Below are 25,803 nucleotides of genomic sequence, written 5' to 3' on the forward strand. Positions count from 1 at the left end.
TCCTCCGCCTCCCGAGCCCCGTCGGACCGCCAGGTCCGGCGGGGCTTTCGCGTGCCCTCCCCGGACCGCCTAACCACTTCAATGCCGCTCACTGGTTGACGCCTCATCACCTAACTCCTACTCTCATGAGTACCGGTTAGGCACGAGTCTCGCCGGAAGCCCCAGCCACGGGAGTGACCAGGCATGTCCAGCACCACCCTGCTCCGCACCCTGCAGACCGGCCACGTGGGCCTGAACGTCACCGACCTGGCCCGCTCGATCGACTTCTACCGCGCGGTCCTCGGCCTCCAGGTCACCCACGAAGGCACCGACCCCGAGCGCCGCTTCGCCCTGCTCGGCCGCGACGGCCGCCTGGTGGTGACCCTCTGGCAGCAGAGCGCCGGCACCTTCGCCACCACCAACCCGGGCCTGCACCACCTCTCCTTCGAGGTCGAGAGCCTCGACGAGGTCCGCGCCGCCGAGCGGCTGCTGCGCGAGCTCGGCGCCGAGTTCGCCCACGACGGCGTCGTCCCGCACAGCGAGGGCTCGGCCTCCGGCGGCGTCTTCTTCACCGACCCGGACGGCATCCGGCTGGAGATCTACACCCGCACCGGCGTGGACGAGACCGAGGCCAAAGCCCCCACCACCGACGCCCCGACCTGCGGCTTCTTCTAGACAGGACCGACCATGACCGCCACCAGCACGCCGTACCACGCCGGCGAACGGGCCGCCCAGGCCCGGGCCGGCCGGACCGAGCGGGCCGACCACGCCGGCCGGTCGATCCGCAGCACCGTTCCGGCGGTCGCCGCCCGCTTCCTGGCCGAGCGGCGGATGCTGGTCGTCGGCGCCGCCGACCTCGACGGCCGGGTCTGGGCCACCCAGCTGACCGGCCCGGCCGGCTTCCTGCAGGCCCCGGACGAGCGGACGATGTCGGTCGCCGCACGTCCGGCCGGGGCCGACCCGCTCGCCGAGGCGCTGGCCCGCCCGGCCCGGGTCGGCACCATCGCCCTCGACCCGGCCGGTCGGCGCCGGATGCGGCTCAACGGCGGCTCCGTCCCGGACGGCCGCGGCGGGCTGCTGGTCAGCGCCGACGAGGTGGTCTCCAACTGCCCGAAGTACATCCAGCGCCGCAGCCCGCTGGACCGCCCCGCGGCCGGCCCGCCCCGTACGGTCGCCGCCGGCCCGCGGCTGACCACCGCGCAGCGCCTGGCCGCGGCCACCGCGGACACCTTCTTCATCGCCACCACCGGGCCGGACGGCAGCGTGGACGCGTCCCACCGCGGCGGCTTCCCCGGCTTCCTGGAGGCGGTGGCAGCGGACCGGCTGCGCTGGCCGGAGTACCCGGGCAACAGCATGTTCCTGACCCTCGGCAACCTGGAGCTGGACCCCAGGGCCGGCCTGCTGCTGCCCGACTGGGAGACCGGCGGGGCCCTGCTGGTCACCGGCGAGGCCCGCACCGACTGGTCGCCGGAGGCCCGGCAGGCCGCCCCGGGCGCCGAGCGGATGGTCGAACTGGCCGTCACCGGCGTGCTCGAACTCGCCGACGCCACCCCGCTGACCTGGACGGACCCCGAGTACTCGCCCGCCATCCCGCGCTGATCCCGCATCGGATCCGCACCCCGGCACTACTCGGTCCCGCCCCGCCGCGCCGCGCCCGGACCGCCGAACGGGTCGTCACCCGCGCGGCGCAATCCGCCGCGCCGCGCTCCGCCTTCCCCGGTGCCCGGTACTTCGGTCCCGGCCAGGACAACGACCACGTCCGGCAGCTCGGCGAGCAGCTGGTCCGCACGGGCTTCGGCGGCTCGTACCGCGGCGGCGCCGGCCCGCGCTGGGGCGAGGCCGACCGCCGGGCGACCCGGGCCTTCCAGCTCGCCCAGGAACGGCACGGGCCCGAAGCCGGCGGCTACGCCGGCAAGGACACCTGGCGCCGCCTCCTCTCCTGCCCCGCCCCCTCAGCGCTTCCCGGACATCCAGTGGAAGAGGCCCATCGCCACACTGGTCGCCAGGTTGAAGCTGGACACCCCCGCCTGCATCGGCACCGCGACCAGCCGGTCCGCCCGCGCCTTGAGCTCCGCCGACACCCCGTGCCGCTCGGTGCCGAAGGCCAGCAGCGCGTCGTCCGGGAACGGCACGTCCCGGATGTCCGCGCCCTCCGGGTCCAGCACGAACAGCGGCCCGGCGGGCAGCTGCGGCAACGTCAGCCGCTCCACCGCCGTGGCGAAGTGCAGACCGGCGCTGCCCCGCAGCACGTTCGGGTGCCACGGATCCAGGTCCCCCGTGGTCACCACCCCCGTGGCCCCGAACCCCGCCGCCAACCGGATCACCGCCCCGACGTTCCCCAGGTTCCGCGGGTTCTCCAACACCACCACCGGCGCCCGCCGCGGCCGCGCCCCCAACGCCGCCAGATTGGCCCCGGGAGAAGGCCGCACCGCCAACGCCACCACCCCGGTCGGATGCAGCCGGGGCACCAGCGTCCGCACCACCGCCTCCGGCACCTCCACCGCCAGCCCGTCCACCGCCGCCACGACGTCCTCCGCCAACTCGGCGGCCAGCGCCGTCAACGCCCCCCGATCAACGGTCACCACCCGCCGAACGTCCCCGCCGAACCGCAGCGCGTGCTTCAACGCGTGGAACCCGTCCAGCAACACCACCCCAGGCTCCCGCTCAACCACCCGCCACGCCCGCACCAGATCCTCATCACCCATGCAGCCACTGTGCCACCCCCTGATCCCCACACCCCCACCCCTAACCCGCACCCCGTAAACCCCGCGCGCCCCCGTCCCCCCAACCCCCATCAACCCCCATCAACCCCCGCGCGCCCCCGTCCCCCCAACCCCTCCCTCCCCGGCGAGAGGGACGCGCTGCGGGAGGGGGCGGCGCAGGGGGTGGCCCGGAGCGGGGCGTTGCGGGTGATTTTCAGACTGCCAACGACGACCAACCCCCCACCCACAGAGTCGGCAGTCGGAAAATCATCCAGCCCCGCGCAGCGGCCACCCCCGGAGCCGCCCCCGCGCCCCCACCCTCCCGAAAGCCCCCCGAACTACCGACCCTCCGCACTGCCCCGCAAAGCCCGCTCCAGATCCCGCAACGCCTGCCCCACCAACCGCACCCCCGCCCGCACCACGTCCCGCTGCACCCCCGCCGGCGCCCCCGCCAGCCCCTCCTCCAGCCAGGCCTGCGCCGCCCGCACCGCCTCGAACTCCACCGCCTGCCCGGTCAGCAGCGCCGCCGCCGCGAGCGCCGTGGCGAGCCGCAGCTCCTCCGCGTACGCCGCCGTCCCCGGCACCGGATCGGCGTCCGCCACCGGCAGGTGCGCCTCCAGCAGCACCGCCGCCCGCCCGAGCGCTCCGACCGCCGCCACGGCCCGGTCGATCTGGCGCCGGCTCACCCCCTCCAGTCCGGACTCGTGCCGCCCCGGTTCGGCGTCGGCCCGCTGCATCGCCTGGACGAGTTCGGACCGCGCCTCCCGCGAGTCCAGCAGCGCGCTCCGCACGGCTCGCCCCCGCGGCGCCGCCGGTGTCTCGTAGCAGGCGATCACGGCTCCCGCGTACCGCCCGGCGGCGGCGAGCCACTCGGCGAGCCGTTCCCCGAGCCGCGCGGTCTGCCAGGTGGGGAACAGCGCGTACGTGACCAGCGCGATCGATCCGCCGAGCAGTGTGAGCCCGACCCGTTCGACGGCCGTGACCAGCGGGTTCCCCTCCTGCAGCCCGAGCAGGAACACCACGTAGGTGGAGATTCCGACGGTGGTCAGCGCGTACCCGGTCCGGAACGCGAGGTACGCCCCGCCGATGCAGACCACCGCGAGCGCGGCCAGCACCCACTCCCCGGGGTGGGCCAGCTGCACCACCAGCGTGGAGACCGCGACGCCGACGACCGTCCCGGCCAGCCGCGCGACGCCCCGGCTGTAGGTCTGCGCGAAGTCCGGCCGCATCACCATGGCGGCGGTCATCGGCGCCCAGTACCCGTGGTGGAACCCGGCCAGCCGGGCCAGCAGGTAGGCGGCGGTGACCACCCCGGCGAGCCGTACGGCGTGCTGGAAGATCGCCGAACGGGGGTGCAGCTGCCGCCGGACGGTCCGCGCCGCGACGGGCAGCATCCGGCCGATCGTCGGCTTGTGCAGCGCCCCGCCGGCGCCGACCACGGGGGTGGTGATGGTGTCCGCGTCGTTGCGGTCCAGGGTGTCCGCGGCCTTCCGCAGCAGTCCGCCGAGCCGTCGGGCGGAACGCCGGGCGGCGCCCCGCAGCCGTGGCCCCTCGTCGTCCGGCCGGATCAGGGTGAGCGCGGGCGCGGACCGGGGGAGCCGGACGGGGTCGCCGGTGCGGATCGCCCGGGCGAGGGCGTCCATGACCTCGGCGGCGGCGGCCAGCACCTCCCGGGCCCGGTCGCGTTCCGGCCCTTCCCCGGGGGCGCCGACCTTGGGGTCGGCGAGCGCGGCGAGGGTGGGCCGGACGCGTTCGGCGAGGCCGCGCAGGCCGCGCAGTTCGGGCGGCCGGTGGCGGTCCTGCCAGGGCGTCACGGCGGAGGCGTGCCGGGCGGTCATGAACGGTTCCGGGTCGACGTGCGCGGTCGGGTCCTGCCGCAACCGGCGTGCATAGTCGGCGAGTTCCGCGTAGGTGTCGGCGAGGGCCGCGCGTTGTGCGGTCCAACTCCCGATCGGCCAGACGGTGATGACGACGGCCTGGACGACCCCGCCGAGGGCGGCGACCAGGCCGTGGCCGAGCGCGGTGACGGTGCTGACCGGCAGTTGGACGACGATCAGCATCACCGAGACCGTGTTGGTCGCGACCACCCCGGCGGTGGGCCCGAGCGCCCAGGACAGCCCGGCGCCGAAGGCCCACACCGCGAGCAGCACCGGGAACAGCCCGTACACCCCCGCGGCCAGGTAGCCGAGGAAGGTGCTGATGCCGAGTCCGAGGCCGGCCGCGACGGCGAGGCTGGCGCGGGGCCGGAAGCTGCGCTGGAAGGTGGCCGAGCCGGCGATGAACGCCCCCATCGCGGCCGAGGTGGCGAGCGGGACGCCGCCGAGCGCGAGCGTCGGGAAGAGCACCAGTGCGACGGCGACCGCCCCGCGCACGGCCCGCTTGGGGTCGGTGAGCGCCCGGTCCAGGGTGAGTCCGGTCCGCGCGGTGTCACGAAGTGCGGCGAACCAGGACATACCGACATCCTAGGCTGGCTCCCGCCGGATCAGGCGGGTACGGATCCGACGCACGCGCGACGCCGCCCACAGCAGTGCCCCGGTCGGCAGGAACACCGCGTCCGCGGCGATCATCGCCAGCGAGAACACCGGCAGCCCGAGCACCACCGCGATCCCGATGTGCTCCAGCATCATGACGGCCAGCAGCACGTTCTTGACCCGCCGGTCGAGCAGCGTGAACGGGAAGGCCACCTGCAGGACCACGGTGCCGTACGAGATCAGGAAGACCGGCAGCAGCGCCGAGCCGACCATCGCGGACAGCCCGGGCCAGGGGGTGAAGTAGTCCAGGTGCACCGGGTAGTAGAGCGCGGTGCCGTCCTGCCAGCGCGAGCCCTGCACCTTGTACCAGCCGGCCGTGGCGTAGATCAGCACCACCTCGACGGCGATCACCAGCATCGCGCAGTTGTGCACCATGGTGGCCAACGCGTCGAGCACCGCCCGGAGCTCGCCGTCCGGCCGCAGCCGCCCGACGGTCCACCAGACCCCGGCCACCGCCCAGAGTCCCCAGAACAGCGGCGACCAGCCGAGGTGGGGAAAGTCGGGGCTGGTCCAGGTCAGGCTCCCGCCGGCGAAGCCGCCGAACTGGCAGACCGCCAGGACGACCCCGAGGACGGCCCAGAGCGCCACCCCGCCGGGGCCGTCCCGCCCGGTGCGCCGAGCCCGCCGGACGTCCAGCGACCAGACCTCGGCGCAGCGGGTGAAGACCAGGTAGACCGCCATCAGGTGGACGACGTTGTCGCCGCCGTCACCGAGGAAGACGTCGCGGTTCTGCAGCGACAGCACCGTCACCAGGAACAGCACGGTGCTCGCCCTGGTCCGCCAGCCCAGCAGCACGCCGAGGGCCGCCAGCACCGCCAGGTGGTAGACCAGTTCGAACCAGGGCCGGCCGCCGAACCAGGGCAGCACGGTGAACGCCCCGTCGTCCCCCAGCAGCCGGTCGGCCAGCTCCATCGACCAGGGGGAACGGTCGCCGTACAGCACCCGCCGGTTGGGCCACTCGCGCAGCAGGTAGGCGAGCCAGACCAGCCCGAACCCGATCCGCACCGCCGCGGCCTGGTGGCGTCCGAGCACCCGCCCGGTGAAGACCCCGACGGCCCGTCCGATCAGTTCGGTCGCTCCGGGCCCGCGCGTCGCCGGCGCGTCCGGCCCGGGTACGGGCGGCTGCCCGGCTGCGGCCTGCCCCGGAACGCCGTCCGCCGGCGCCGCGGCGTCCGGCACCGCGGCTCCGTCCGGCCGGGAGTCCCGCGCCGACACCCCGTTCATCCGAGCAGTCCCCGGTAGTCCTCGTCCGCGACCGGCCACCACGGCAGCTCCCGCACCTTGGGCTCCGGCGGCGCGGCCTCACCGCTCCAGGACGGCGGCGGCACGGTCACCGTGGTCACCCGGAACCTGATCTCCAGGATCCGTTCGCCGCCCGCCTCCCGGCCGATCCGCTGCAGCGCGATCCGCTTCAGGTACTGCTCGGCGAGCTTGCCGCGCGCGTTGGCCGGCGTCTCGTCCTGCGGGTTGTGCGAGCCGTCGTAGAAGTCCCAGGCCCGGCGCAGCAGGTTCTGGTCGACGTGGCTGGGCGCCGGGTTGCCCCGTATCGCGGCGATGTCCTGCGCGGTCAGCCCGGTCCAGTCGCGGGTGGTGGTCGCCCCGCCGGGCGCGACGGTCCGCACCTGGGCGTCCAGGCTGACGTTCTGCTGCAGCGGGTTGGGGGCGAACAGCTTCCAGTTCTGCTCGAACTCCGGGTACACCACGCCGTCGACCGCGGTCCGGTACTGCCGGGACAGCGCGTTGGCGGGCGCGACGTGCAGGAACACCGCGGCGAGGAACAGGCCGGTGCCGCCGATCAGGGCCGCCCCGGCGAGGCCGAGGACGAGCTGCGCGGGCTTCGACCAGGCCCTCCCCGCGGCCGGCCGGTCCGTCGTCTCCGTCATGGCCTCCCCAGCCCGGTCGGCGGGCGCCCCCGGCCCGGTACCGGCGCGCTCGCGCGCGCCCATCCTGCCCTACCGGGTGCCGGGCGAGGGTTCGACGACGGGCCCGGGAGCCCTGGGCCCCTAGAGGACGAAGGCGTCCTGGCCGGTGCTGCTCACCATCGGACGGCCGGCGCCCTGCCAGGCGTGCATCCCGCCGTCCACGTTCACCGCGTCCCGGCCCTGCTGGACCAGGTACTGGACGACCTGCGCGGAGCGGCCGCCGACCCGGCAGAGCACGTACAGCTTCTCGTCGGGCAGCTCGCCGAGCCGGGCGATCACCTGGCCCAGCGGGATGTGCAGCGCGCCGTCCACGTGCCCGGCGTCCCACTCGTCCTGCTCGCGCACGTCCAGCAGGGCGGCGTCGGCGGGCACGGCGGCGGCGTCGGCGGTGGGGATCTGCGCGAACATCGTGTGGCTCTCCTGGGCGTGGGAAGGCTGGGGGTGGGTCGGGTCCGTGCCATTGTCGCCCACCGGCCGGGAACCGTCGCCGTCCACCGGGCCGGGGCCGCCGAGCAGCCGCTCCAGCTCGGCCTGCCGGTCGGCGGCCTTGGCCAGCAGCTCCTCGGCGAGCTGCTCCAGCAGCCGGTCCGGGTCCTGCGGGGCGAGGGCGAGCAGCTGGCCCATCGGGGTCTGCTCCAGCCGGACCTGCTCGGTGGCGGTCTCGGCGATCTTGGCGGTCAGCCAGTCCAGCCGGCGGCGCAGCCAGTCCGAACGGTCGGGGGCGTCGACGGCGGGGGCGGCCTCGGGGGCGGTGGACCACTCTGCGGCCAGGCCCTCCAGTGCGGCGGCGTCGCCGAAGGCGTAGGCCTCGTTGACCCTGACCAGGAAGGCGGCCCGGCGCTGCTGCTCGGCCGGGTCGGTGGTCAGGTCGGGGTGGGCGCGGCGGACCAGCTCGCGGTAGATCCGCTGGGCCTCCCTGCCGGGCCGCACCCGGGTCGGCGCGGCGGGCGGCGGCGGGGCCGCCTCCTCCCCCCGGCCGGACTGCTCCCGCTGCTCCTGGACGGAGTCGAACAGCGCGTCCAGGTCGGGCAGTTCCTCGACCTGCTGCCGCGCCTCGGCGGCCCGGCGCAGGTCCTCGGGCCGGCCGGTGCGGGCCGCGACCGCCTCGGCGACGAGTGCGTCCAGCTCGTCCAGCCTGGCGTAGAGCGGGCCGAGCAGCTGGTGGTGGATCAGGGCGAAGTTGTCGATCTCGACCCGCAGCGTCTGCACGTCCACGTCCATGCTGAGCCAGGCGAGCTCGGCGGCGGCGACCCGCTCCTCCAGCTCCTGCTGCTCCGGGTCCGTCCAGCGGGCGGGGCTCTGCGCGCTCACTTCTCGCCTCTGTCTCGTCCGGGCGGCTGCGTCCTGCGGGGCCGCCGCGCGGGCGGTCCGGCCTGCCACCCTACCGCCGCGCGCGAAAGCCCCGTCCGGGTGAACCGGGGGTACGGACCGGCGCGCGACGCGCGACACGCAACCGATACTGAGGAATCTCCCCGTTTCGGTATCAAGCCCGGCCCGGTCCGTGCTTCGCTGGTATCCGCACAGCGTGCCTTCCTCCGGAGAGACGGCCGCCTCCAGGCGTGGCGGCCAGGCGGGAGCAGACCGAATCCATGGTGGCCGAGTCCAACTCCACACCGCGTCCGGCGGCCGACGGAACCGAACCGGGCGACCACCCGACGGGCGTGGCCGCCCTGCTGCGGCTCGCCCTCGTCCAGGTCGACCGGTCCGGCCGGATCACGCAGTGGGGCCGGGCCGCCGAGGAGCTGTTCGGGCACCGCGCCGACGTCGCCCACGGCCGCCCGGCCTCCGGCCTGCTGCCCGCGGTGGAGTCGCGGGCGCTCGGCCGGTGCTCCGTCCGCCGCGCCTGCGACGCCTTCGACACCCTCGCCGAGCTGACCGCGGCCGGCCGCCCCTGGGCCGGCCGGCTGACCGTCACCGACCGCGAGGAGCACCAGCGCGACGTGCTCTGGTGGGCCTACCCGCTGCCCGGCCCGGCCGGCGGGCTGCTCGCCCTGGCCGCCGACGCCCGCCCGCTGCGCACCGCCGGCCCCCGGCTGGCGCTCGGCGAGCGGCTGCTGCCGTTCGCCGCCGCCCCCGCCGCCCGGGGCGGCTTCCACGGGCTGGCCGCCACCCTCACCGCGCCCGCCGACCGGGTGCCCGAGCCGCTGGCCCGGCTGTTGCCGGCCGCCCACCGCCCGGCGATGCTGACCGCGATCGGGCTCGGTGGGCTGCCCGCCCTGCGGCTGGACGCGGTCACCGTGCTCCCGGTGCTGCCCGCCGACGCGCAGACCGGGACGGCGCACGCGGCCGCCGGCCTGAGCCGCCGCTACCCGACGCCACAGCAGCGCGCCGCCCGGGTCGGCCCACCGCAGCCCGAGCAGACCGCGCCCGGCCGCCGTCCGACCGCTCAGCTCCCGGCCCAACGCGACACGGCCCAGCGCGAGGCCGCCCAGCGCGACACCGCCCTGTGGGACACCGCCCCGCGCGACACCGCCGACCTGTCCGTCCCCCAGCCCGTCGCCCAGCCCGTCGCCGCAGTCAGCGGAGCCGCGGCGGGCGGCGGCCCGTCCGTGCCTCCCCCGGCCTCCGGCCGGGAGGTGCCCACACCCACGGGAGGAGGAGCCACCATCGACCGAGCCGCCGTCGAGTCGTCCGCCACGGACCACCCGACGCTCCGCGCCGACCAGGCCCCGCCCGCCGCCGTGCCCGTCCCGGTCCCCGCGCCCGCGAGCGCCGAGGGCCCGCCGTCCGGACGGCTCGGCCCGTTCCTCACCAACGGCCAGGCCGGCGAGCAGCTGGCGCTGCTGAACGAGGTCGGCGGCAAGGTCGGCACCACCCTGGACCTCGGCTTCACCGCGCACGAGCTGTGCCAGGTGCTGGTCCCCCGGGTCGCCGACTTCGCCTGCGTGGACCTGGTGGACGGGCTGATCTCGGACTCCGAGCTGCCGGTCGCCCGCCCGGACGACGACACCATGCTGCGCCGGGTCGCCCTGGTCTACAACCAGACCGGCGGTGCCTGGGACCACGTGCTCACCGAGGGCTCGCTGGTCAGCATGCCCCGCCGCACCCCGCCCGGGATGGCCCTGCAGCTGAACCAGCCGGTGCTGGTCCCGGTGGTCAGCGCCGACGTCGCGGTCGACTACGCGATCGCGCTCGGCGGCGCCCGGCTGGCCCCGGTGGTCTCCGGCCGCTCGATGCTGGTCGTCCCGCTCTCCGCCCGGGGCACCGTGCTGGGCATCCTCAAGCTGCTCCGGCTGCCCGACCGCGCCCCCTTCGACGAGAGCGACGCCGCGACCCTCAAGGAACTGGCCGTCCGCGCCGCACTGTCGCTGGACAACGCCCGGCTGCACCGCGCCGAGGCGAGGGTGGCCACCACCCTGCAGCGCTCGATGATCCCGACCCGCCCGCCGCAGATCCCCGGGGTGCAGATCGCCCACCGCTACCTCCCCGGCGACCCCAAGGCCGAGGTCGGCGGCGACTGGTTCGACGCGATCCAGCTGCCCGGCAGCCGGGTCGCCCTGGTGGTCGGCGACGTGATGGGCCACGGCATCCACTCGGCCGCCGCGATGGGCCGCTTCCGCACCGCCATGCAGACCCTCGCCGCCCTGGACCTGCCGCCCGGCCAGCTGCTGCGCCACCTGGACAACCTGGCCCACAAGCTCGGCGACGACCACCTCGCGACCTGCCTGTACGCGGTCTACGACCCGATCAACCGGACCTGCGAGCTCGCCAGCGCCGGCCACGTCCCGCCCGTCCTGGTGCACCCGGACGGCACCGGGGAGCTGCTGGAGATCCCGGCCGGCGCGCCGATCGGCGTCGGCGGGGTGCCGTTCGTCGCCAAGACCATCGACGTCTCGGACGGCTCGATGCTGGTGCTGTGCACCGACGGCCTGGTCGAGGTCCGGGGCGGGGACATAGGAGCGGGCCTCGCCGCGCTCTGCGGCAACCTGATCGACCCGCAGCAGAGCCCCGAGCAGGCCTGCGACGAGGTGCTGCGCCGCCTGCACACCGACGACCGCAAGGACGACGTGGCCCTGCTGGTGGCCCGCTTCGACGGGGTCGCCCCGTCCGAGGTGGCCACCTGGGACCTCACGGTGGACCAGCGCGAGGTCCGCCGCGCCCGCTCGCTGGTCCGCGAGCAGCTGGCCGGATGGCACCTGGAGGCCCTCAGCGACACCACCGAGCTGCTGGTCAGCGAGCTGGTGACGAACGCCGTGCGGGTCGCCCGGGACCGCGTCCAGCTGCAGTTGATCCGGGTGGACAAGCTGCTGGTCGAGGTCAGCGACGACAACCACAACCTGCCCTCGCTGGAGCCGGCCGAGCAGCTCGGCGAGACCGGCCGCGGCCTCACCCTGGTCACCAAGCTCGCCGAACGCTGGGGCACCGCCCGCAAGGCCGTCGGCAAGGTCGTCTGGTTCGAACTGCCCCTCCCGCACGCCTGACGGCCGCGTACGGGTGTCCGTACGCGGCCGTCAGGGGTGGACGGTCGTCGGTCAGGGGATGAGCGCCCCGGCGGGCCGGCGCCGCCGGGCCTCCACCGCGACCTCCCGCGAGGCGGCCGTGGCCACCGAGGTGGCGGCGCCGACCCCGGCCAGCACCCGCGGCCAGAAGTCCCCGAAGACCTCGACCGAGACGGCGATCAGCAGCGCGGTGATCACCGCGACCACGTGCTCCAGGCCCGCGAGGTTCGGCAGTACGACCGCCTCGCCGACCATCACGGCCACCACCAGGCAGGCGGTGAACCAGGCCCGGCACCGGAACGCGATGCAGATCGCCAGCGCCACCACCGCGGCCGACGGCCCGGTGTCCCGCACGTAGGCGACCCACTTCGGGAAGCCGAACAGGTGGTGCGGCCCGATCGCGACGCCCACCCGGGCGAAGAGCGTGCCCGCCAGGGTGCAGGTGTAGGCGACCACCAGGGTCATCCGCCGACCGAGCACGATCTCGGCGATCGCGAAGACCACGAACACCTGGGCCAGCGCCCCCCAGACCGGCAGGTCCAGCGCCGGGACGTACAGCGACAGCGGAGTCCGCAGCAGCGAGACGTCCAGCGGCAGCGCCGCCCGCACCACCCCGATCCGGTTGACGAAGTGCTCACCGCCCGGCAGGTGCTGGACGATGCTGAACAGCAGGATCAGAAACGTCGCCAGCGTGGCCAACGGAACCGCTGCGAACTTCTTTCGCACCACCGTGTTCCGCACCGTCACGAACAACGTTCCCCACTCGGCGACAGCGGCCGTTCTGGCTAGCGCCAGTGGCCCCTTTCGCACGCCCCCCGCGTGGGTCCTGAAAATCACAGCCGTTTCTCCGAATCCCCGAACTCTCGTCTAGTCCAACATTAGAAGCCTCTTAACAAAGGCACATCGGCACGGATGGGGATAAGGGTCATCCTCAGGGGGGAGACTCGTCCCCCCTCCGGACCCCCATTCGACCGACCGGCCCCCTCCGCCCCCCGACGGAGGGCTACCCCTTCCCGTCCCGGGCCGCCACCGGCTCCCGGGGCGCCACCACGGCGGTTCCGGCGTGCCGGCGTCGGAACAGGGCGGGCAGGCTCGGCGCGACGATGAAGCCCTCGGCGCGCGCGCTCGCGATGCCGATCCGCGGAATCTCGCTGCTCTTCTCGAACAGCAGGTAGCGCGGCTCCCAGATCGGCCGGTACTTGGCATTCGCCCGGTACAGCGACTCGATCTGCCACCAGCGCGAGAAGAAACCCAGGACGGAACGCCACAGCCGCAGCACCGGTCCGGCCCCCAGCCGCGAACCGCGCTCGAAAACCGAGCGGAACATCGCGAAGTTCAACGACACCCGCTTCAGCCCGACCTCGTCGGCGCGCTGCAGCAGCTCGATCACCATGAACTCCATCAGGCCGTTCTCGGTGTCCCGGGCCCGACGCATCAGGTCCAGCGAGAGCCCGTCCGGTCCCCACGGGACGAAGCTCAGCAGCGCCTTGAGCTCGCCCTCGCCGTCGCTGCACTCCAGCATCACGCAGCGGCCGTCGCCCGGGTCGCCGAGCCGGCCGAGCGCCATCGAGAAGCCGCGCTCGGTCGCCCCGTCGCGCCACTCGTCGGCCTTGGCCACCAGCGCGGCCATCTCCGCCTCCGCGATGTCCTCGTGGCGGCGGATCCGCACCGTGTACCCGGCCCGCTTGACCCGGTTGTACGCCTGCCGGACCACCCGCATCGCGCGGCCGTCCAGCGAGAACTCGTCCAGCTCGACGATCGCCTCGTCACCCAGCTCCAGCGCGTCCAGCCCGTGCCGGGCGTAGATCACCCCGGCCTCCTCGGAGGCGCCCATCACGGCCGGCGCCCAGGCGTGCTCGCGGGCCTCGGCCAGCCAGGCGTCGATCGCACCGGGCCAGGCCTCCGGGTCGCCGATCGGGTCGCCCGAGGCGAGCGAGACGCCGCCGACCACCCGGTAGGTGACCGCCGCCTTGCCGCTGGGGGAGAAGATCACCGCCTTGTCCCGGCGCAGCGCGAAGTAGCCGAGCGAGTCCCGCTCGCCCTGCTTCTCCAGCAGCCCGCGCAGCTTCGCCTCGTCCTCCGCGGTCAGCAGCTCGGTGCCCCGCGGGCTGCGGAAGGCCACGTACAGCACCAGCAGGAAGAGCACCCCGCCCATCGCGTTGATCGCGGCGTTCACCCAGGTCGGCGCGGCGATCACCGAGCGCAGGTGCTCGGACGGCGTGATGGTGATCATCCGGCCGACCGAGTACCGGAAGAGGTCCCAGAAACCCGCGCCGGACAGCTCGTTGGTCGCCCAGACCAACAGCGAACCGGCCAGGCCGCCGAACAGCAGCCCGCCGACGAAGGTGGCCGCCGCGGTCTTCGGGTTGGAGCTGTCCCCCTTGGACGTGAACTCCTTGCGCCCGACCAGCAGGGCCAGCACGAACAGGCAGGTCAGGATCGTGGAGAAGTAGTTGAGCGGATGCGCGTGGAAACGCTCGTCCGGAAGTGCCATGAGCGCCAGGTAGAGCAGCGCGAAGAGCCCGCCGAGCGCCGCGTTGAAGATCCACGCGGCCCGCTTCCGCCGCCGCATCGCGATGGCGAGGAACACCGACAGCACCGCGCTGGCCAGGCCCGAGGTCATCAGGTACGGGGTGAAGTACTCACCCTCGTTGTGCTCGCTGACCTGGTTGCGGAAGGGCACCAGCAGCACCGTCGCCACGTTCAGCAGCGCGATCAGGCGCAGGTACCAGACGGAGGCGACGGCGGCCCTCGGGCGCCAGCGGTCGAGCACACCGACGGGCCGGGGCCCGGGGGAGGTGGCGGACGGCTCCGACTTCACAGTGGACGACACAGCTCAATTCCAAACGATCAGATGGTGGGGCGCATCCGCGTACGGCCCGGCGCCGGGCGCCCGCACGGGCCCGACGGACTGACCGGCGACACCCGTCCGACCGTCCGCCCAGGTGGGGGAGCGGGCCGGAAAGGGTCAGCCAACTCCATGGTTCCCCACGAAGCCTGAGAATTACGTGAACCGGGTAGCGGATTCCCACCCCCGCCGAACGGCGGGGGTCGCCATCCCCCACACGTTCGGCGCCCCGCCCCCGCTACCCCTACCCTCGGAAACGACCCACGCGGACCGCCCCCACCCGGCCGCCCGAACCGAGGAGGCACCATCACCACCACCCGCGTGCTGATCGTCGACGACGAGATCCTGGTCCGTTCCGGCCTCGGCCTGATCGTCGGCTCCGCCCCCGACCTTGAGGTGGTCGGCGACTGCTCCGGGGGCCAGGCCGAGGAGCACGTCCAGCGGCTGCGCCCGCACGTGGTGCTGCTCGACATCCGGATGCCCGACCTCGACGGCATCTCCGTGCTGCGCCGCCTGCGCGCCCTGCCCGACCCGCCCGCCGTGGCGATGCTCACCACCTTCGACACCGACGAGTTCATCGGCACCGCGCTGCGGGGCGGCGCCGCCGGCTTCCTCCTCAAGGACACCGCCCCCGAGCAGCTGGTGCACGCGGTCCGGGTGCTCGCGGCCGGCGGCAACATCCTCTCCCCGACCGTCACCCGCACCGTGATCGGCGGCTACGTGGACGGCGGCGGCCCGGACGCCGAGGCGACCGCGCTCGCCCGCACCCTCACCAGCCGGGAGCTCGACGTCCTCGCGCTGCTCGGCGAGGGCCTGTCCAACGCCGAGATCGCCGACCGCCTCTTCCTCGGCACCGGCACCGTCAAGGACCACATCAGCGCGATCCTCGGCAAGCTCGGCGCCGCGAACCGGGTGCAGGCCGCCGTCCTCGCCCACCGGGCCGGCCTGGTCCGGCCCAAGCCCGGCGACGGGGCATGACGACCGCCGACCCGCTGCCGTCCCGACGGCTCCCGGCCTGGTGCACCGCGCCCTGGCTGATGCTGCTGCTGCCCGTCCTGTACTCCCTGCTGGACGCGGCCCTGGTGGCCCGCGACACCACCTGGTGGCAGCTGACCCTCTCCACCGTGGCCGCCCTCGCACTGTTCTGGCGCCGCCGCTTCCCGGTCACGGTGCTGCTGCTCACCATGCCCGGCAGTTGGGTGGAGGAGATCTGGCTGGCCCCGATCACCGCCGTCTACACGGTGGCCGCCGAGCGCCCCCGCCCGCGGATCGTGGTCGCCTGCGGCGTCCTCTTCGCCCTGGTCGAGTTCTTCCACTGGCCGTTGCCCGCCGACGTCTTCGACCTGAGCCGGGCCACCGCCCTCGACGCCATCCAGGCCGTGATGCTGGCCGCCGGCCCGGCCGCCACCGGGCTCCTCGCCCGCACCCGCCGCGAGCTGGCCGCCCGGCTGGACGAGCTGACCCGCGGCCAGGAGCGGGAGAGCCGGCTGCTGGCCGAGCGGGTGCTGATCAGCGAACGCGGCCGGCTCGCCCGGGAGATGCACGACGTGGTCTCGCACCAGGTCAGCCTGATCAGCATCCAGGCCGGCGCGCTCCAGGTCAGCACCACCGACCCGGCCGCCGTGACCACCGCCCGCACCATCCGCGAGCTGTCCGTCCGGACCCTGGACGAGCTGCGCCAGATGGTCGGGGTGCTGCGCGGCACCAGCGGCGTGCCGGACGCCCCGCTGGCCCCGCAGCCCCGGCTGGCCGACCTGCCCCGGCTGATCGAGGAGAGCGGCCTGGCCGCCGACGCCGAACTCAACCCCGGCGACCGCCCCTGGCCCGAGGCGGTGCAGCGGGCCGCCTACCGCACCGTGCAGGAGGCGCTCACCAACATCACCAAGTACGCCCCGGAGGCGGCGGTGCACGTGAAGGTCCGGGCGAAGGGCCGTCGGCTGCGGGTCGAGGTCCGCAACGACGCCCCGCCGGTGCACCCGGCCGAGACCCTCCCCGGCGGCGGCCACGGACTGGTCGGCCTGCGCGAGCGCGCCCAGCTGCTGGGCGGCACCCTCACCGCCGGCCCCACCCAGGACGGCGGCTTCGAGGTCCGCGCCGAGCTGCCCGCCACCCGCTCCTGAACCGAAGCGCCCGGCCGGGCCGGAACGATCCGGCGAAGCCGGGGAAACGAGAAAGCCCCGCAGATCCGTAGATCTGCGGGGCTTCGCTGTGCGCGAGGGGGGAGTTGAACCCCCACGCCCTTTCGGGCACTGGAACCTGAATCCAGCGCGTCTGCCTATTCCGCCACCCGCGCATGGGTGTTGTCCTCGTTGCCGACCGATCTTCCGAACCGCTCGGTACCATGAGGACTTCGCGCTTCTTCGTTCCGGCCTCCCTTTCGGGGCGGCCCTTCCGACGTGGAAAACATTAGCACGACCTGGAGGGCTGCTCCGAATCGGTTCTCCGGCGAGACCGACCGCATCCGAACGGGTGCCCGACGAACGCGTGCCCGAGGGACGGGCGGCGGCTCCGACCGGCACACCTGGCGTGCCGTACCCGGAATGCGTCACCCTGTGTGTCCGAGCCCACCCCCGGGCACCACACGGTCCGGGAACCGTACGGAAGGGCCCGGCGTGGATACGATCAGTACGGAAGTACCGCAAGTAGGCACGACCGGTTCCCCGACGGGATCCGGCCGGCAGGCAGGCGAACGAACCCTGGAAGGGGGTGCCCCATGGGAGTGCTGAAGAAGTTCGAGCAGCGACTTGAGGGTCTCGTCAACGGCACCTTCGCGAAGGTGTTCAAGTCCGAGGTCCAGCCCGTGGAGATCGCCGGAGCGCTGCAGCGCGAGTGCGACAACAACGCGAGCATCTGGAACCGCGACCGCACCGTCGTGCCGAACGACTTCATCGTCGAGCTCAGCCCGCACGACCACGAGCGCCTCAGCCCCTACTCCGGGCAGCTCGGCACCGAGCTGGCCGGCATGGTCCGCGAGTACGCGGAGGCCCAGCGGTACACCTTCATGGGCCCGCTCCAGGTGAACCTGGAGAAGGCCGACGACCTCGACACCGGCCTGTACCGGGTGCGCAGCCGCACCCTCGCCGCCGAGGAGCCCCAGCAGTACGCCCCGCAGCCGCAGCAGCCCGGCTACGAGCGCCCGCCGGCCGCGCCGGCCCCCGGCGCTCCGTGGCAGCAGCCCGGCGCCGGGCAGTACGGCGCGCCCCCGCCGCCGGCGGCGCCCCCCGCGATGCCCCCGGGCCCCCCCGCGCCCGCCGGCGGCAACGTCCGCAACCTCCCCGGCGCCGGCCACGGCGGTGCCTCGGTCCGCCGCTGGATCGAGGTGAACGGCTCCCGCCACCAGATCACCGGCTCCGCCTGCGTGCTCGGCCGCTCGACCGAGGCCGACGTGCGGATCGACGACCCCGGGGTCTCCCGCAAGCACGCCGAGATCCGGCCCGGCAGCCCTTCGATGGTGCTCGACCTGGGGTCCACCAACGGCATCGTGGTGGACGGACAGCACACCCAGCGCGCTACGCTCCGCGACGGATCCCGAATCGTCGTGGGCTCCACCACCATCGTCTACCGGCAGGTCGAAGGGTAGTGTCCGAATTGTTCGCTCGCCTCGCTCACCGACTGGCGGGACGGTCATGTCAGAACTGACCCTCACGGTCATGCGGCTGGGCTTCCTGGCCGTGCTGTGGCTGTTCGTCATCGTCGCGATCCAGGTGATCCGCAGCGACCTCTTCGGCACCAAGGTGAACCCGCGCTCCTCCCGTCGCGGTGCGTCCGCCACGGCGGGCGCCGCGGCCACCCAGGCCGCGGGTCGTCCCACGCCTCCCCCGGCCGGAGCGGCCGCCACGGCCACCGCGGCGCCCGCTGCGGCGGCCCAGACCCAGCCCGGCGGCGGACGCCGCCGCGGCGCCCCGACCCAGCTGGTCGTGGTCCAGGGCTCGCTGGCCGGCACCACCGTCGCGCTGCAGGGCCAGACCATCACGCTCGGCCGCGCGCACGACTCCACCATCGTGCTGGACGACGACTACGCGTCCTCCCGGCATGCCAGGATCTATCCGGATCAGACTGGGCAGTGGACGGTCGAGGATCTAGGCTCCACCAACGGCACCTATCTGGACCGGCAGCGCCTGACCGCGCCCACCCCGCTCCAGCCGGGCATGCCGATCCGTATCGGCAGGACCGTCATCGAACTGCGGAAGTAGTAGCGCATGAGGGACAGCATCCCGTCCATGACCCAGAGGGGGGCACAGGTCGCATGACCCTGGTGCTGCGCTTCGCCGCCGGCTCCCACAAGGGACTGATCCGGGAGGGGAACGAGGACTCCGGCTACGCCGGGCCGCGGCTGCTGGCCGTGGCCGACGGCATGGGCGGCGCCGCGGCCGGCGAGGTCGCTTCCTCCGAGGTGCTCGGCTCGATCGTCCGGCTGGACGAGGACGTGCCGGGCGCCGACCTGCTGACCCTGCTGGGCGACGCCGTCCAGGGCGCCAACGACCGGCTCCGGCAGATGGTCGAGGAGGACCCGCAGCTCGAAGGCATGGGCTGCACGCTGACCGCCATGCTCTGGACGGGCCAGCGGATGGGTCTGGTGCACGTCGGCGACTCCCGCGCCTACCTGCTGCGCGACGGTTCGCTGGTGCAGATCACCCAGGACCACACCTGGGTGCAGCGCCTGGTCGACGAGGGCCGGATCACGCCCGAGGAGGCCGAGACCCACCCGCAGCGCTCGCTGCTGATGCGGGCGCTGGACGGCCGCGGCCAGGTCGAGCCCGACCTGTCGATCCGCGAGGTCCGGGCCGGCGACCGCTACCTGATCTGCTCCGACGGCCTCTCCGGCCCGGTCAGCCACCAGACCCTCCAGGACACCCTCGGCAGCTACTACTCGCCCGAGCAGACCGTGCAGGAGCTGATCCAGCTCGCGCTGCGCGGCGGCGGTCCGGACAACATCACCTGCATCGTGGCGGACGTCATCGACGTCGGCGCCACGGACACCATGAGCGGCCAGTTCAACGACGTCCCGGTGGTGGTCGGCGCGGTCGCCGACGCCCCGCCGTCCTCGGCCGCCGCCGACCGCTCGATCGCGGACACCCCGGCCGGCCGCGCGGCGGGCCTCGGCCGCGGCCCGCAGGGCGCCTTCGGCCCCGCCGAGGGCTACGAGGCCGGCTACGACCCCGCCACGGGCGGCTTCGGCCCCGCCGAGGGCTACGAGGGCGGTTACGGCTACGGCTCCGCCGAGCCCTCGGTGTACGGCACCGAGGACTTCGACGAGGAGCCGCCCCGCAAGCGCAAGCGCAAGGGCCTGACGATCTCGGTGGCCGTCCTGGTCACGCTCGGCCTGCTCGGCGGCGCCGGCTACTTCGGCTACCAGTGGACGCAGGACCAGTACTACGTCGGCGAGGACGGCGACCACGTCGCGGTCTACCAGGGCATCAACCAGAACCTGGCCGGCCTGAGCCTGTCCTCGGTGCGCGACTCGTACAGCGGCATCCAGCTCAAGTGGCTGCCGCAGGACCAGCGCGCCCACCTGAACAAGACGATCTCGGTGAGCAGCCTGAAGGACGCCCAGTCGACCGTCCAGGAGCTCGACGGCTGGGTCCAGCTCTGCCAGAAGGCCGCCAAGGCGGCGGCCCCGGCGACGCAGGCCACCCAGGCCGCGTTCCTGACGACCACGCCCACCCCGACCGAGAAGAACCGCGGCCCCGCCGCGGCGGCCCCGAGCGCCGCCCCGTCGACCACGCCCACCCCGACCGCACCGGCACCGACCGCACCGAGCACGACCGCCCCGACACCGAACGCCACCACACCGGCGGCCGGCGCCCAGGGCGACCCGAACCAGTTGACCGAAGACGAACTCAGCCGGGCCAACGCCTGCCCGAAGCAGTGACGTCCGTGATCCGACATAGGACCGCCCCGCGCGGGCTTGCCGGCCGTCAGGGAGCGGTCACCACGTGAGCAGCTACGACCTGAGCGAAGACACCGGCCGGTCCGGCCGGCGCAGGGCAACGGCCGAACGGGCCGTCCCGCGCCGACGGGCCAACACCACCATCTCCCCGCAGGAGGCCCCGAACCGGCGCAACACCGAGCTGGCCCTGCTGCTCTTCGCGGTGCTGGTGCCGGTCCTCGCGTACGCCAACGTCGGCCTCGCGATGGACTCCAAGCTGCCCGCGGGCATGCTCGGCTACGGCCTCGGCATGGGCGCCCTGGCGCTGGTCGCGCACCTGCTGGTGCGCCGCTTCGCGCCGTACGCGGACCCGCTGATGCTGCCGATCGCCACCCTGCTGAACGGGCTCGGGGTGGTGATGATCTGGCGGCTGGACAAGGCGGGCAAGCTGCTCAGGGGCAACTACCCCGCGGCCGAGAACCAGCTGATGTGGTCGGGCCTCGGGATCGCCGGATTCATCGCGGTGATGGTCCTCCTCAAGGACCACCGGGTGCTCCAGCGCTACACCTACATCTCGATGGTGGTGGCCCTGGTCCTGCTCGCCGCGCCGGCCTTCTTCCCGTCCCGGGAGGAGGACTTCGGCGCCAAGATCTGGATCCGGATGGGCAGCTTCTCCATCCAGCCCGGCGAGTTCGCCAAGATCATCCTGACCGTCTTCTTCGCCGGTTACCTGATGGTCAAGCGGGACGCCCTGGCCCTGGCCAGCCGCCGGTTCATGGGCCTGTACCTGCCGCGCGGCCGCGACCTCGGCCCGATCGTCGTGATCTGGCTGCTCAGCCTGCTGATCCTGATCTTCGAGAACGACCTGGGCACGTCCTTCCTGTTCTTCGGCCTGTTCGTGGTGATGCTCTACGTCGCCACCGAACGGACCAGCTGGATCCTGTTCGGCCTGCTGATGTCGATCGGCGGCGCGGTCGCGGTCGCCTCGACCGCCGACCACGTGAAGGTCCGCATCAACGCCTGGCTCGACCCGATGGCCGCCTTCGCGCCGCACCCGCCGAAGGGCGCCACCGAGCAGATCGGCCAGTCGCTGATGGCCCTCGGCTCCGGCGGGGTCACCGGCTCCGGCCTCGGCCAGGGCCGCTCCTGGCTGATCGCCTTCGCCGCCAAGAGCGACTTCATCCTGGGCTCCTTCGGCGAGGAGCTCGGGCTCACCGGCCTGATGGCGATCTTCCTGCTGTACGCACTGCTGGTCCAGCGCGGCCTGCGCACCGCGATAGCCGCCCGCGACCCCTTCGGCAAGCTGTTCGCCGTCGGCCTGGCCTCGGCGATGGCGATCCAGGTGTTCGTCGTGGCCGGCGGTGTGACCGGGCTGATCCCGCTGACCGGTATGACCATGCCGTTCCTCGCCCAGGGCGGTTCGTCCGTCGTCGCCAACTGGGCACTCGTGGCGATCCTGCTGAAGATCAGCGACAGCGCCCGCCGCCCCGGGGCCGAACCGGCCCCGGCCACCGAGGGCCAGGGAGGACCCGCCCGATGAACAAGCCGATCCGCCGGGTCTCGATCTTCTGCCTCGTGCTGATCCTGGCCCTGATGGTGCGCACCAACTGGGTGCAGGGCGTCCAGGCCGACTCCTGGGCGAACAACAAGAACAACAAGCGCCAGCTGTACGACCGCTACGCCCACCCGCGCGGCAACATCATCGTCAGCGGCCAGCCGGTCACGAAGTCCGACTTCGTCAACGGCCTGCGCTACAAGTACAAGCGCTCCTGGGTCGACGGCCCGATGTACGCCCCGGTGACCGGCTACTCCTCCCAGGTCTTCGGCTCCAGCCAGCTGGAGAACCTGGAGGACGGCATCCTCTCCGGCACCGACGACCGGCTGTTCTTCCGCAACACCCTGGACATGCTGACCGGCGAGCAGAAGCGCGGCGGCGACGTCGTCACCACCATCGACGCCAAGGTCCAGAAGGCCGCCTTCGACGGCCTGGGCAACAAGAAGGGCGCGGCGGTCGCGATCGACCCGAAGACCGGCGCGATCCTGGCGCTCGTCTCCACCCCGTCCTACGACCCGGGCGTCTTCTCCGGCAGCGACTCGGCCGATTCCAAGGCCTGGACCGACCTCAACGCGGACCCGAACAAGCCGATGCTCAACCGGGCGCTGAAGGAGACCTATCCGCCCGGCTCGACCTTCAAGCTGGTCACCGCGACCGCGGCGTTCGAGAACGGCCTCTACCAGAACGTCGACGACGCCACGTCGACCCCGGAGCCGTACACCCTGCCCAACACCAGCACGCAGCTGAAGAACGAGAGCCCGAACGAGCGCTGCGAGAACGCCACCGTGAAGTCCGGGATGGACCAGTCCTGCAACACGGTGTTCGCCAAGATGGGCGCGGACCTCGGCAAGGAGAAGATGCGGGCGCAGGCCGAGAAGTTCGGCTTCAACAGCACCGTCGACACCCCGGTCCGCTCCGAGAAGAGCATCTTCCCGGACAGCCCCAGCCTGGACGGCACGGCGCAGGACTCGATCGGCCAGCACGACACCCGCGCCACCCCGCTGCAGATGGCCATGGTCTCCGCCGCGATCGCCAACAACGGCAGCCTGATGCAGCCGTACCTGGTCGACCAGGAGCGCTCGGCCTCGCTGACCACCATCTCCAAGCACACCGAGAAGCAGTTCTCCCAGGCGATGAGCCCGACCACCGCGGCGAAGATGCAGGACCTGATGGTCTCGGTGGTCGAGAACGGCACCGGCACCAACGCCAAGATCCCCGGGATCCAGGTGGGCGGCAAGACCGGCACCGCGCAGCACGGCGAGGACAACGCCGGACTGCCCTTCGCCTGGTTCACCTCCTGGGCCAAGGCCTCGGACGGCCGGTCGGTCGCGGTCGCGGTGGTCGTCGAGGACGGCTCGCAGAACCGCGACGGCATCAGCGGCGGCCGTCTCGCGGCCCCGATCGCCAAGGCGGTGATGCAGGCCGCACTCGGCAAGTAGGGGGCCGGTCCGGAGTGAGGGGAATGTCACGATCGACACCCCCATGCGGATACCGGTCTGATATCGGCCGACGGCTGACTCCGGTCCGATGGGGTGCGACCGGTAGCGTATCCGCCAGCAGCGGGTGTGCCCGTTGCCGCCCGCGAGGCACCGCACGGCCCGGCCGGAGAACCGGTCGCGGACCGCGCGGCGTCACCCAGAGCGTGCGGGGACACCTACGTCACAACCTCACCGGCGGGTGAGGGAGAGGGTCGGAACTATGGAAGAGCCTCGTCGCCTAGGCGGCAGGTACGAGCTGGGCGGCGTCCTCGGACGCGGCGGCATGGCCGAGGTCTACCTCGCCCATGACACCCGGCTCGGCCGTTCCGTCGCCGTGAAGACGCTCCGGGCCGACATGGCCCGGGATCCGTCGTTCCAGGCCCGCTTCCGCCGTGAGGCGCAGTCGGCGGCGTCCCTGAACCACCCCGCGATCGTCGCCGTGTACGACACCGGCGAGGACTACATCGACGGCATCTCCATCCCGTACATCGTGATGGAGTACGTCGAGGGGTCGACGCTGCGCGAGCTGCTGCACTCCGGCCGCCGGCTGCTGCCGGAGCGCGCGCTGGAGATGACCATCGGCATCCTCCAGGCCCTGGAGTACTCGCACCGGGCCGGCATCGTGCACCGCGACATCAAGCCCGCCAACGTGATGCTGACCCGGCAGGGCAACGTCAAGGTGATGGACTTCGGCATCGCCCGTGCGATGGGTGACGCCGGGATGACCATGACGCAGACCTCGGCCGTCATCGGCACCGCCCAGTACCTCTCCCCCGAGCAGGCCAAGGGCGAGCAGGTCGACGCCCGCTCCGACCTCTACTCGACCGGCTGCCTGCTCTACGAGCTGCTGACCGTCCGCCCGCCGTTCGTCGGCGACTCGCCGGTCGCGGTGGCCTACCAGCACGTCCGGGAGGAGCCGCAGCCGCCGTCGGTCTTCGACCCCGAGGTGCGCCCCGAGATCGACGCGATCGTGCTGAAGGCGCTCGCCAAGGAGCGGGACTACCGCTACCAGAGCGCCGACGAGATGCGCGACGACATCGAGCGCTTCCTCGACGGCCTGCCGGTGGCCGCCGCCCAGCAGGCCGCCTACGGCATGGGCGCGGCCGGCTACGGCTACGACCAGAACGGCTACCCGCAGCAGCACGACCCGTACGGCCAGACCAACATGCTGCCGCAGCAGCCCGGCGGAGGCCCGACCACCGTCCTGCCGCAGGCCTCCGGGCAGCCCGGTTACGGGCAGCAGGGCGGCTACCCGGACGACGGCTACGGCCAGACCTACGCCGGTGCGGGCGGCAACGACGGCTACGACGACGGCCGGGGACGCGGCGGCCGGCGCGGCGAGGACCAGCCGAAGAAGAGCAACACCTCCTGGATCGTGCTGGCGGTGGCCGCCGTGCTGGTCCTGGTCGGCACCTTCTTCGTGGCCCAGGCGATGTTCAGCGACAAGGGCGGCAAGGACGCCCCGAAGGTCGCGGTGCCGAACCTGGTCGGCAAGAGCCTGGCCGACGCCAAGACCGCCGCCGCCGCGGCCGGCGCCAAGCTGGTGGTGACGGAGGGCGAGAAGATCGCCTGCCCGGACGCCAACGTCAAGAAGGACCAGGTCTGCACCCAGAACCCGGCGACGGGCGCCCAGGTCGCGGAGACCTCGACCATCACGGTGCAGGTGTCCTCCGGCCCGGCGAAGGCGACCGTGCCGCCCCTGGTCGGCAAGACCAAGGACCAGGCGCTGCAGGCCCTGGCCGCGGCCGGGTTCACCAACGTCGGCACCCCCGAGTACAAGGACGACGACACCGCCGCGCAGGACACCGTCACCGCCCAGGACCCGGCGGCCGGCCAGACCGCGGACCCGACCGCCCCGGTCAAGCTGACGGTCTCGCAGGGCAAGAGCAAGATCAACGTCCCGAGCGTGGTCGGCTCCCAGAAGGACGACGCGACGAACCAGCTGCAGACCGCGGGCTTCCAGGTCGACGCCTCGAAGACCACGCCGACCAACGACCCGACCAAGGTCAACACCGTCGCCTCGCAGTCGCTCCAGCCCAACACCAAGGTGCCGGCCAACAGCAAGATCGCGCTGACGATCTTCAAGGCCCCGGAGAAGTCCCAGGTCCCGCCGCTGCAGAACCAGAAGCTGTCGGACGCCATCGCCCAGCTCGCGAAGGTCAACCTCGGCTACACCGTGGTCAACGGTCCGTCGGACCCGAACGCGATCGTCCAGATGAGCAACCCGGGCGCCGGCACCATGCTGGACCCGAACACCCAGGTCCAGCTGTTCACGAAGGCTGCCGATCCGACCAAAGGGGGCGACCCCACCACCCCGCCCGCCAAAGGAGACCACTAGGCCTCCGATCTTCCCCTGGTTCGGCTGAGCCGGGGAGCCGGAGCCCGGTAGGACCGGACAGCGACGCCCGAGGGCCCGCCGCGACACACGCGGCGGGCCCTCGGGCGTTCCCGCTCCTGCCGCGCGGCTCCCCGGCACGGGA

The 25,803-nt window shown here is 73.3% G+C and carries 18 protein-coding genes, 1 tRNA gene and 1 pseudogene; 12 read left to right on the forward strand and 8 right to left on the reverse strand.

The window, feature by feature from the left end; genetic code table 11:
• Positions 1-183: 183 nt before the first annotated feature.
• The 3 genes and pseudogenes from ACZ7KX_RS09900 to ACZ7KX_RS09910 all read left to right on the forward strand — a co-directional run.
• Positions 184-654, forward strand: a complete 471-nt coding sequence (locus tag ACZ7KX_RS09900) for a VOC family protein (RefSeq protein ID WP_470326052.1) — start codon at positions 184-186, stop codon at positions 652-654.
• A 12-nt stretch (positions 655-666) separates the two neighbouring features.
• Positions 667-1,578: a pyridoxamine 5'-phosphate oxidase family protein gene (locus ACZ7KX_RS09905; RefSeq protein ID WP_470326053.1), complete on the forward strand. Its 912-nt coding sequence runs from the start codon at positions 667-669 to the stop codon at positions 1,576-1,578.
• Positions 1,579-1,589: 11 nt separating this feature from the next.
• Positions 1,590-1,904 (forward strand): annotated as a pseudogene (locus ACZ7KX_RS09910) (peptidoglycan-binding protein); the annotation flags it as partial.
• Between the two features lie 27 nt (positions 1,905-1,931).
• On the opposite strand, the gene ACZ7KX_RS09915 reads toward ACZ7KX_RS09910, so the two are convergent.
• The 5 genes from ACZ7KX_RS09915 to ACZ7KX_RS09935 all read right to left on the reverse strand — a co-directional run bounded on the left by ACZ7KX_RS09915 (position 1,932) and on the right by ACZ7KX_RS09935 (position 8,445).
• Positions 1,932-2,684 carry a TrmH family RNA methyltransferase gene (locus ACZ7KX_RS09915; RefSeq protein ID WP_470326054.1) on the reverse strand — a complete coding sequence of 251 codons (753 nt, stop codon included), beginning with the start codon at positions 2,682-2,684 and terminating at the stop codon, positions 1,932-1,934.
• Positions 2,685-3,019: 335 nt separating this feature from the next.
• A complete protein-coding gene (locus tag ACZ7KX_RS09920; protein WP_470326055.1) occupies positions 3,020-5,134 on the reverse strand; it encodes an FUSC family protein in 2,115 nt (704 codons plus the stop codon).
• 9 nt (positions 5,135-5,143) lie between these two features.
• Positions 5,144-6,436, reverse strand: coding sequence for an HTTM domain-containing protein (locus ACZ7KX_RS09925; RefSeq protein ID WP_470326056.1), 1,293 nt, complete (start codon positions 6,434-6,436; stop codon positions 5,144-5,146).
• Entirely contained in the window at positions 6,433-7,095 is a 663-nt protein-coding gene (locus ACZ7KX_RS09930) for a DUF5819 family protein (protein ID WP_396549908.1), read from the reverse strand. Before ACZ7KX_RS09930 ends, ACZ7KX_RS09925 begins: the two co-directional genes overlap by 4 nt.
• Positions 7,096-7,215: 120 nt before the next feature.
• Positions 7,216-8,445: a rhodanese-like domain-containing protein gene (locus tag ACZ7KX_RS09935; protein WP_470326057.1), complete on the reverse strand. Its 1,230-nt coding sequence runs from the start codon at positions 8,443-8,445 to the stop codon at positions 7,216-7,218.
• A 248-nt stretch (positions 8,446-8,693) separates the two neighbouring features.
• Between ACZ7KX_RS09935 and ACZ7KX_RS09940 the strand changes: the two genes are divergently transcribed.
• Positions 8,694-11,555: an ATP-binding SpoIIE family protein phosphatase gene (locus tag ACZ7KX_RS09940; RefSeq protein WP_470326058.1), complete on the forward strand. Its 2,862-nt coding sequence runs from the start codon at positions 8,694-8,696 to the stop codon at positions 11,553-11,555.
• 51 nt (positions 11,556-11,606) lie between these two features.
• On the opposite strand, the gene ACZ7KX_RS09945 is transcribed toward ACZ7KX_RS09940, so the two are convergent.
• Both ACZ7KX_RS09945 and ACZ7KX_RS09950 read right to left on the reverse strand, forming a co-directional pair.
• Positions 11,607-12,299 (reverse strand): hypothetical protein, encoded by a 693-nt coding sequence (locus ACZ7KX_RS09945; RefSeq protein ID WP_350526472.1) that lies wholly within the window; start codon positions 12,297-12,299, stop codon positions 11,607-11,609.
• Between the two features lie 277 nt (positions 12,300-12,576).
• Positions 12,577-14,406, reverse strand: a complete 1,830-nt coding sequence (locus tag ACZ7KX_RS09950; RefSeq protein ID WP_402806152.1) for a phosphatidylglycerol lysyltransferase domain-containing protein — start codon at positions 14,404-14,406, stop codon at positions 12,577-12,579.
• Between the two features lie 342 nt (positions 14,407-14,748).
• On the opposite strand from ACZ7KX_RS09950, the gene ACZ7KX_RS09955 reads away from it, so the two are divergent.
• Both ACZ7KX_RS09955 and ACZ7KX_RS09960 read left to right on the forward strand, forming a co-directional pair.
• Positions 14,749-15,399 carry a response regulator gene (locus tag ACZ7KX_RS09955; protein ID WP_470326301.1) on the forward strand — a complete coding sequence of 217 codons (651 nt, stop codon included), beginning with the start codon at positions 14,749-14,751 and terminating at the stop codon, positions 15,397-15,399.
• The gene (locus ACZ7KX_RS09960; RefSeq protein ID WP_470326059.1) at positions 15,396-16,541 is read left to right on the forward strand and encodes a sensor histidine kinase; all 1,146 of its coding nucleotides are present in this window, start codon (positions 15,396-15,398) and stop codon (positions 16,539-16,541) included. The genes ACZ7KX_RS09955 and ACZ7KX_RS09960 overlap by 4 nt, the downstream gene beginning before the upstream one ends.
• 89 nt (positions 16,542-16,630) lie before the next feature.
• Here the strand turns inward: ACZ7KX_RS09960 and ACZ7KX_RS09965 are convergent.
• Positions 16,631-16,714: transfer RNA gene (locus tag ACZ7KX_RS09965), tRNA-Leu, on the reverse strand.
• A 420-nt stretch (positions 16,715-17,134) separates the two neighbouring features.
• Between ACZ7KX_RS09965 and ACZ7KX_RS09970 the strand changes: the two genes are divergently transcribed.
• The 6 genes from ACZ7KX_RS09970 to pknB all read left to right on the forward strand — a co-directional run bounded on the left by ACZ7KX_RS09970 (position 17,135) and on the right by pknB (position 25,661).
• Positions 17,135-18,001, forward strand: coding sequence for an FhaA domain-containing protein (locus tag ACZ7KX_RS09970; RefSeq protein ID WP_396549896.1), 867 nt, complete (start codon positions 17,135-17,137; stop codon positions 17,999-18,001).
• A 46-nt stretch (positions 18,002-18,047) separates the two neighbouring features.
• Positions 18,048-18,614 carry an FHA domain-containing protein FhaB/FipA gene (locus ACZ7KX_RS09975; RefSeq protein ID WP_470326060.1) on the forward strand — a complete coding sequence of 189 codons (567 nt, stop codon included), beginning with the start codon at positions 18,048-18,050 and terminating at the stop codon, positions 18,612-18,614.
• 53 nt (positions 18,615-18,667) lie between these two features.
• Positions 18,668-20,293, forward strand: coding sequence for a PP2C family protein-serine/threonine phosphatase (locus ACZ7KX_RS09980; protein WP_396549892.1), 1,626 nt, complete (start codon positions 18,668-18,670; stop codon positions 20,291-20,293).
• A gap of 160 nt (positions 20,294-20,453) precedes the next feature.
• Positions 20,454-21,830 (forward strand): FtsW/RodA/SpoVE family cell cycle protein, encoded by a 1,377-nt coding sequence (locus tag ACZ7KX_RS09985; protein ID WP_350526487.1) that lies wholly within the window; start codon positions 20,454-20,456, stop codon positions 21,828-21,830.
• Positions 21,827-23,284 carry a peptidoglycan D,D-transpeptidase FtsI family protein gene (locus ACZ7KX_RS09990; RefSeq protein ID WP_470326061.1) on the forward strand — a complete coding sequence of 486 codons (1,458 nt, stop codon included), beginning with the start codon at positions 21,827-21,829 and terminating at the stop codon, positions 23,282-23,284. The genes ACZ7KX_RS09985 and ACZ7KX_RS09990 overlap by 4 nt, the downstream gene beginning before the upstream one ends.
• Before the next feature lie 259 nt (positions 23,285-23,543).
• The gene (pknB, locus tag ACZ7KX_RS09995) at positions 23,544-25,661 is read left to right on the forward strand and encodes a Stk1 family PASTA domain-containing Ser/Thr kinase (protein ID WP_470326062.1); all 2,118 of its coding nucleotides are present in this window, start codon (positions 23,544-23,546) and stop codon (positions 25,659-25,661) included.
• Positions 25,662-25,803: the final 142 nt, after the last annotated feature.

The organism is Kitasatospora sp. NPDC038210 (assembly GCF_055600605.1).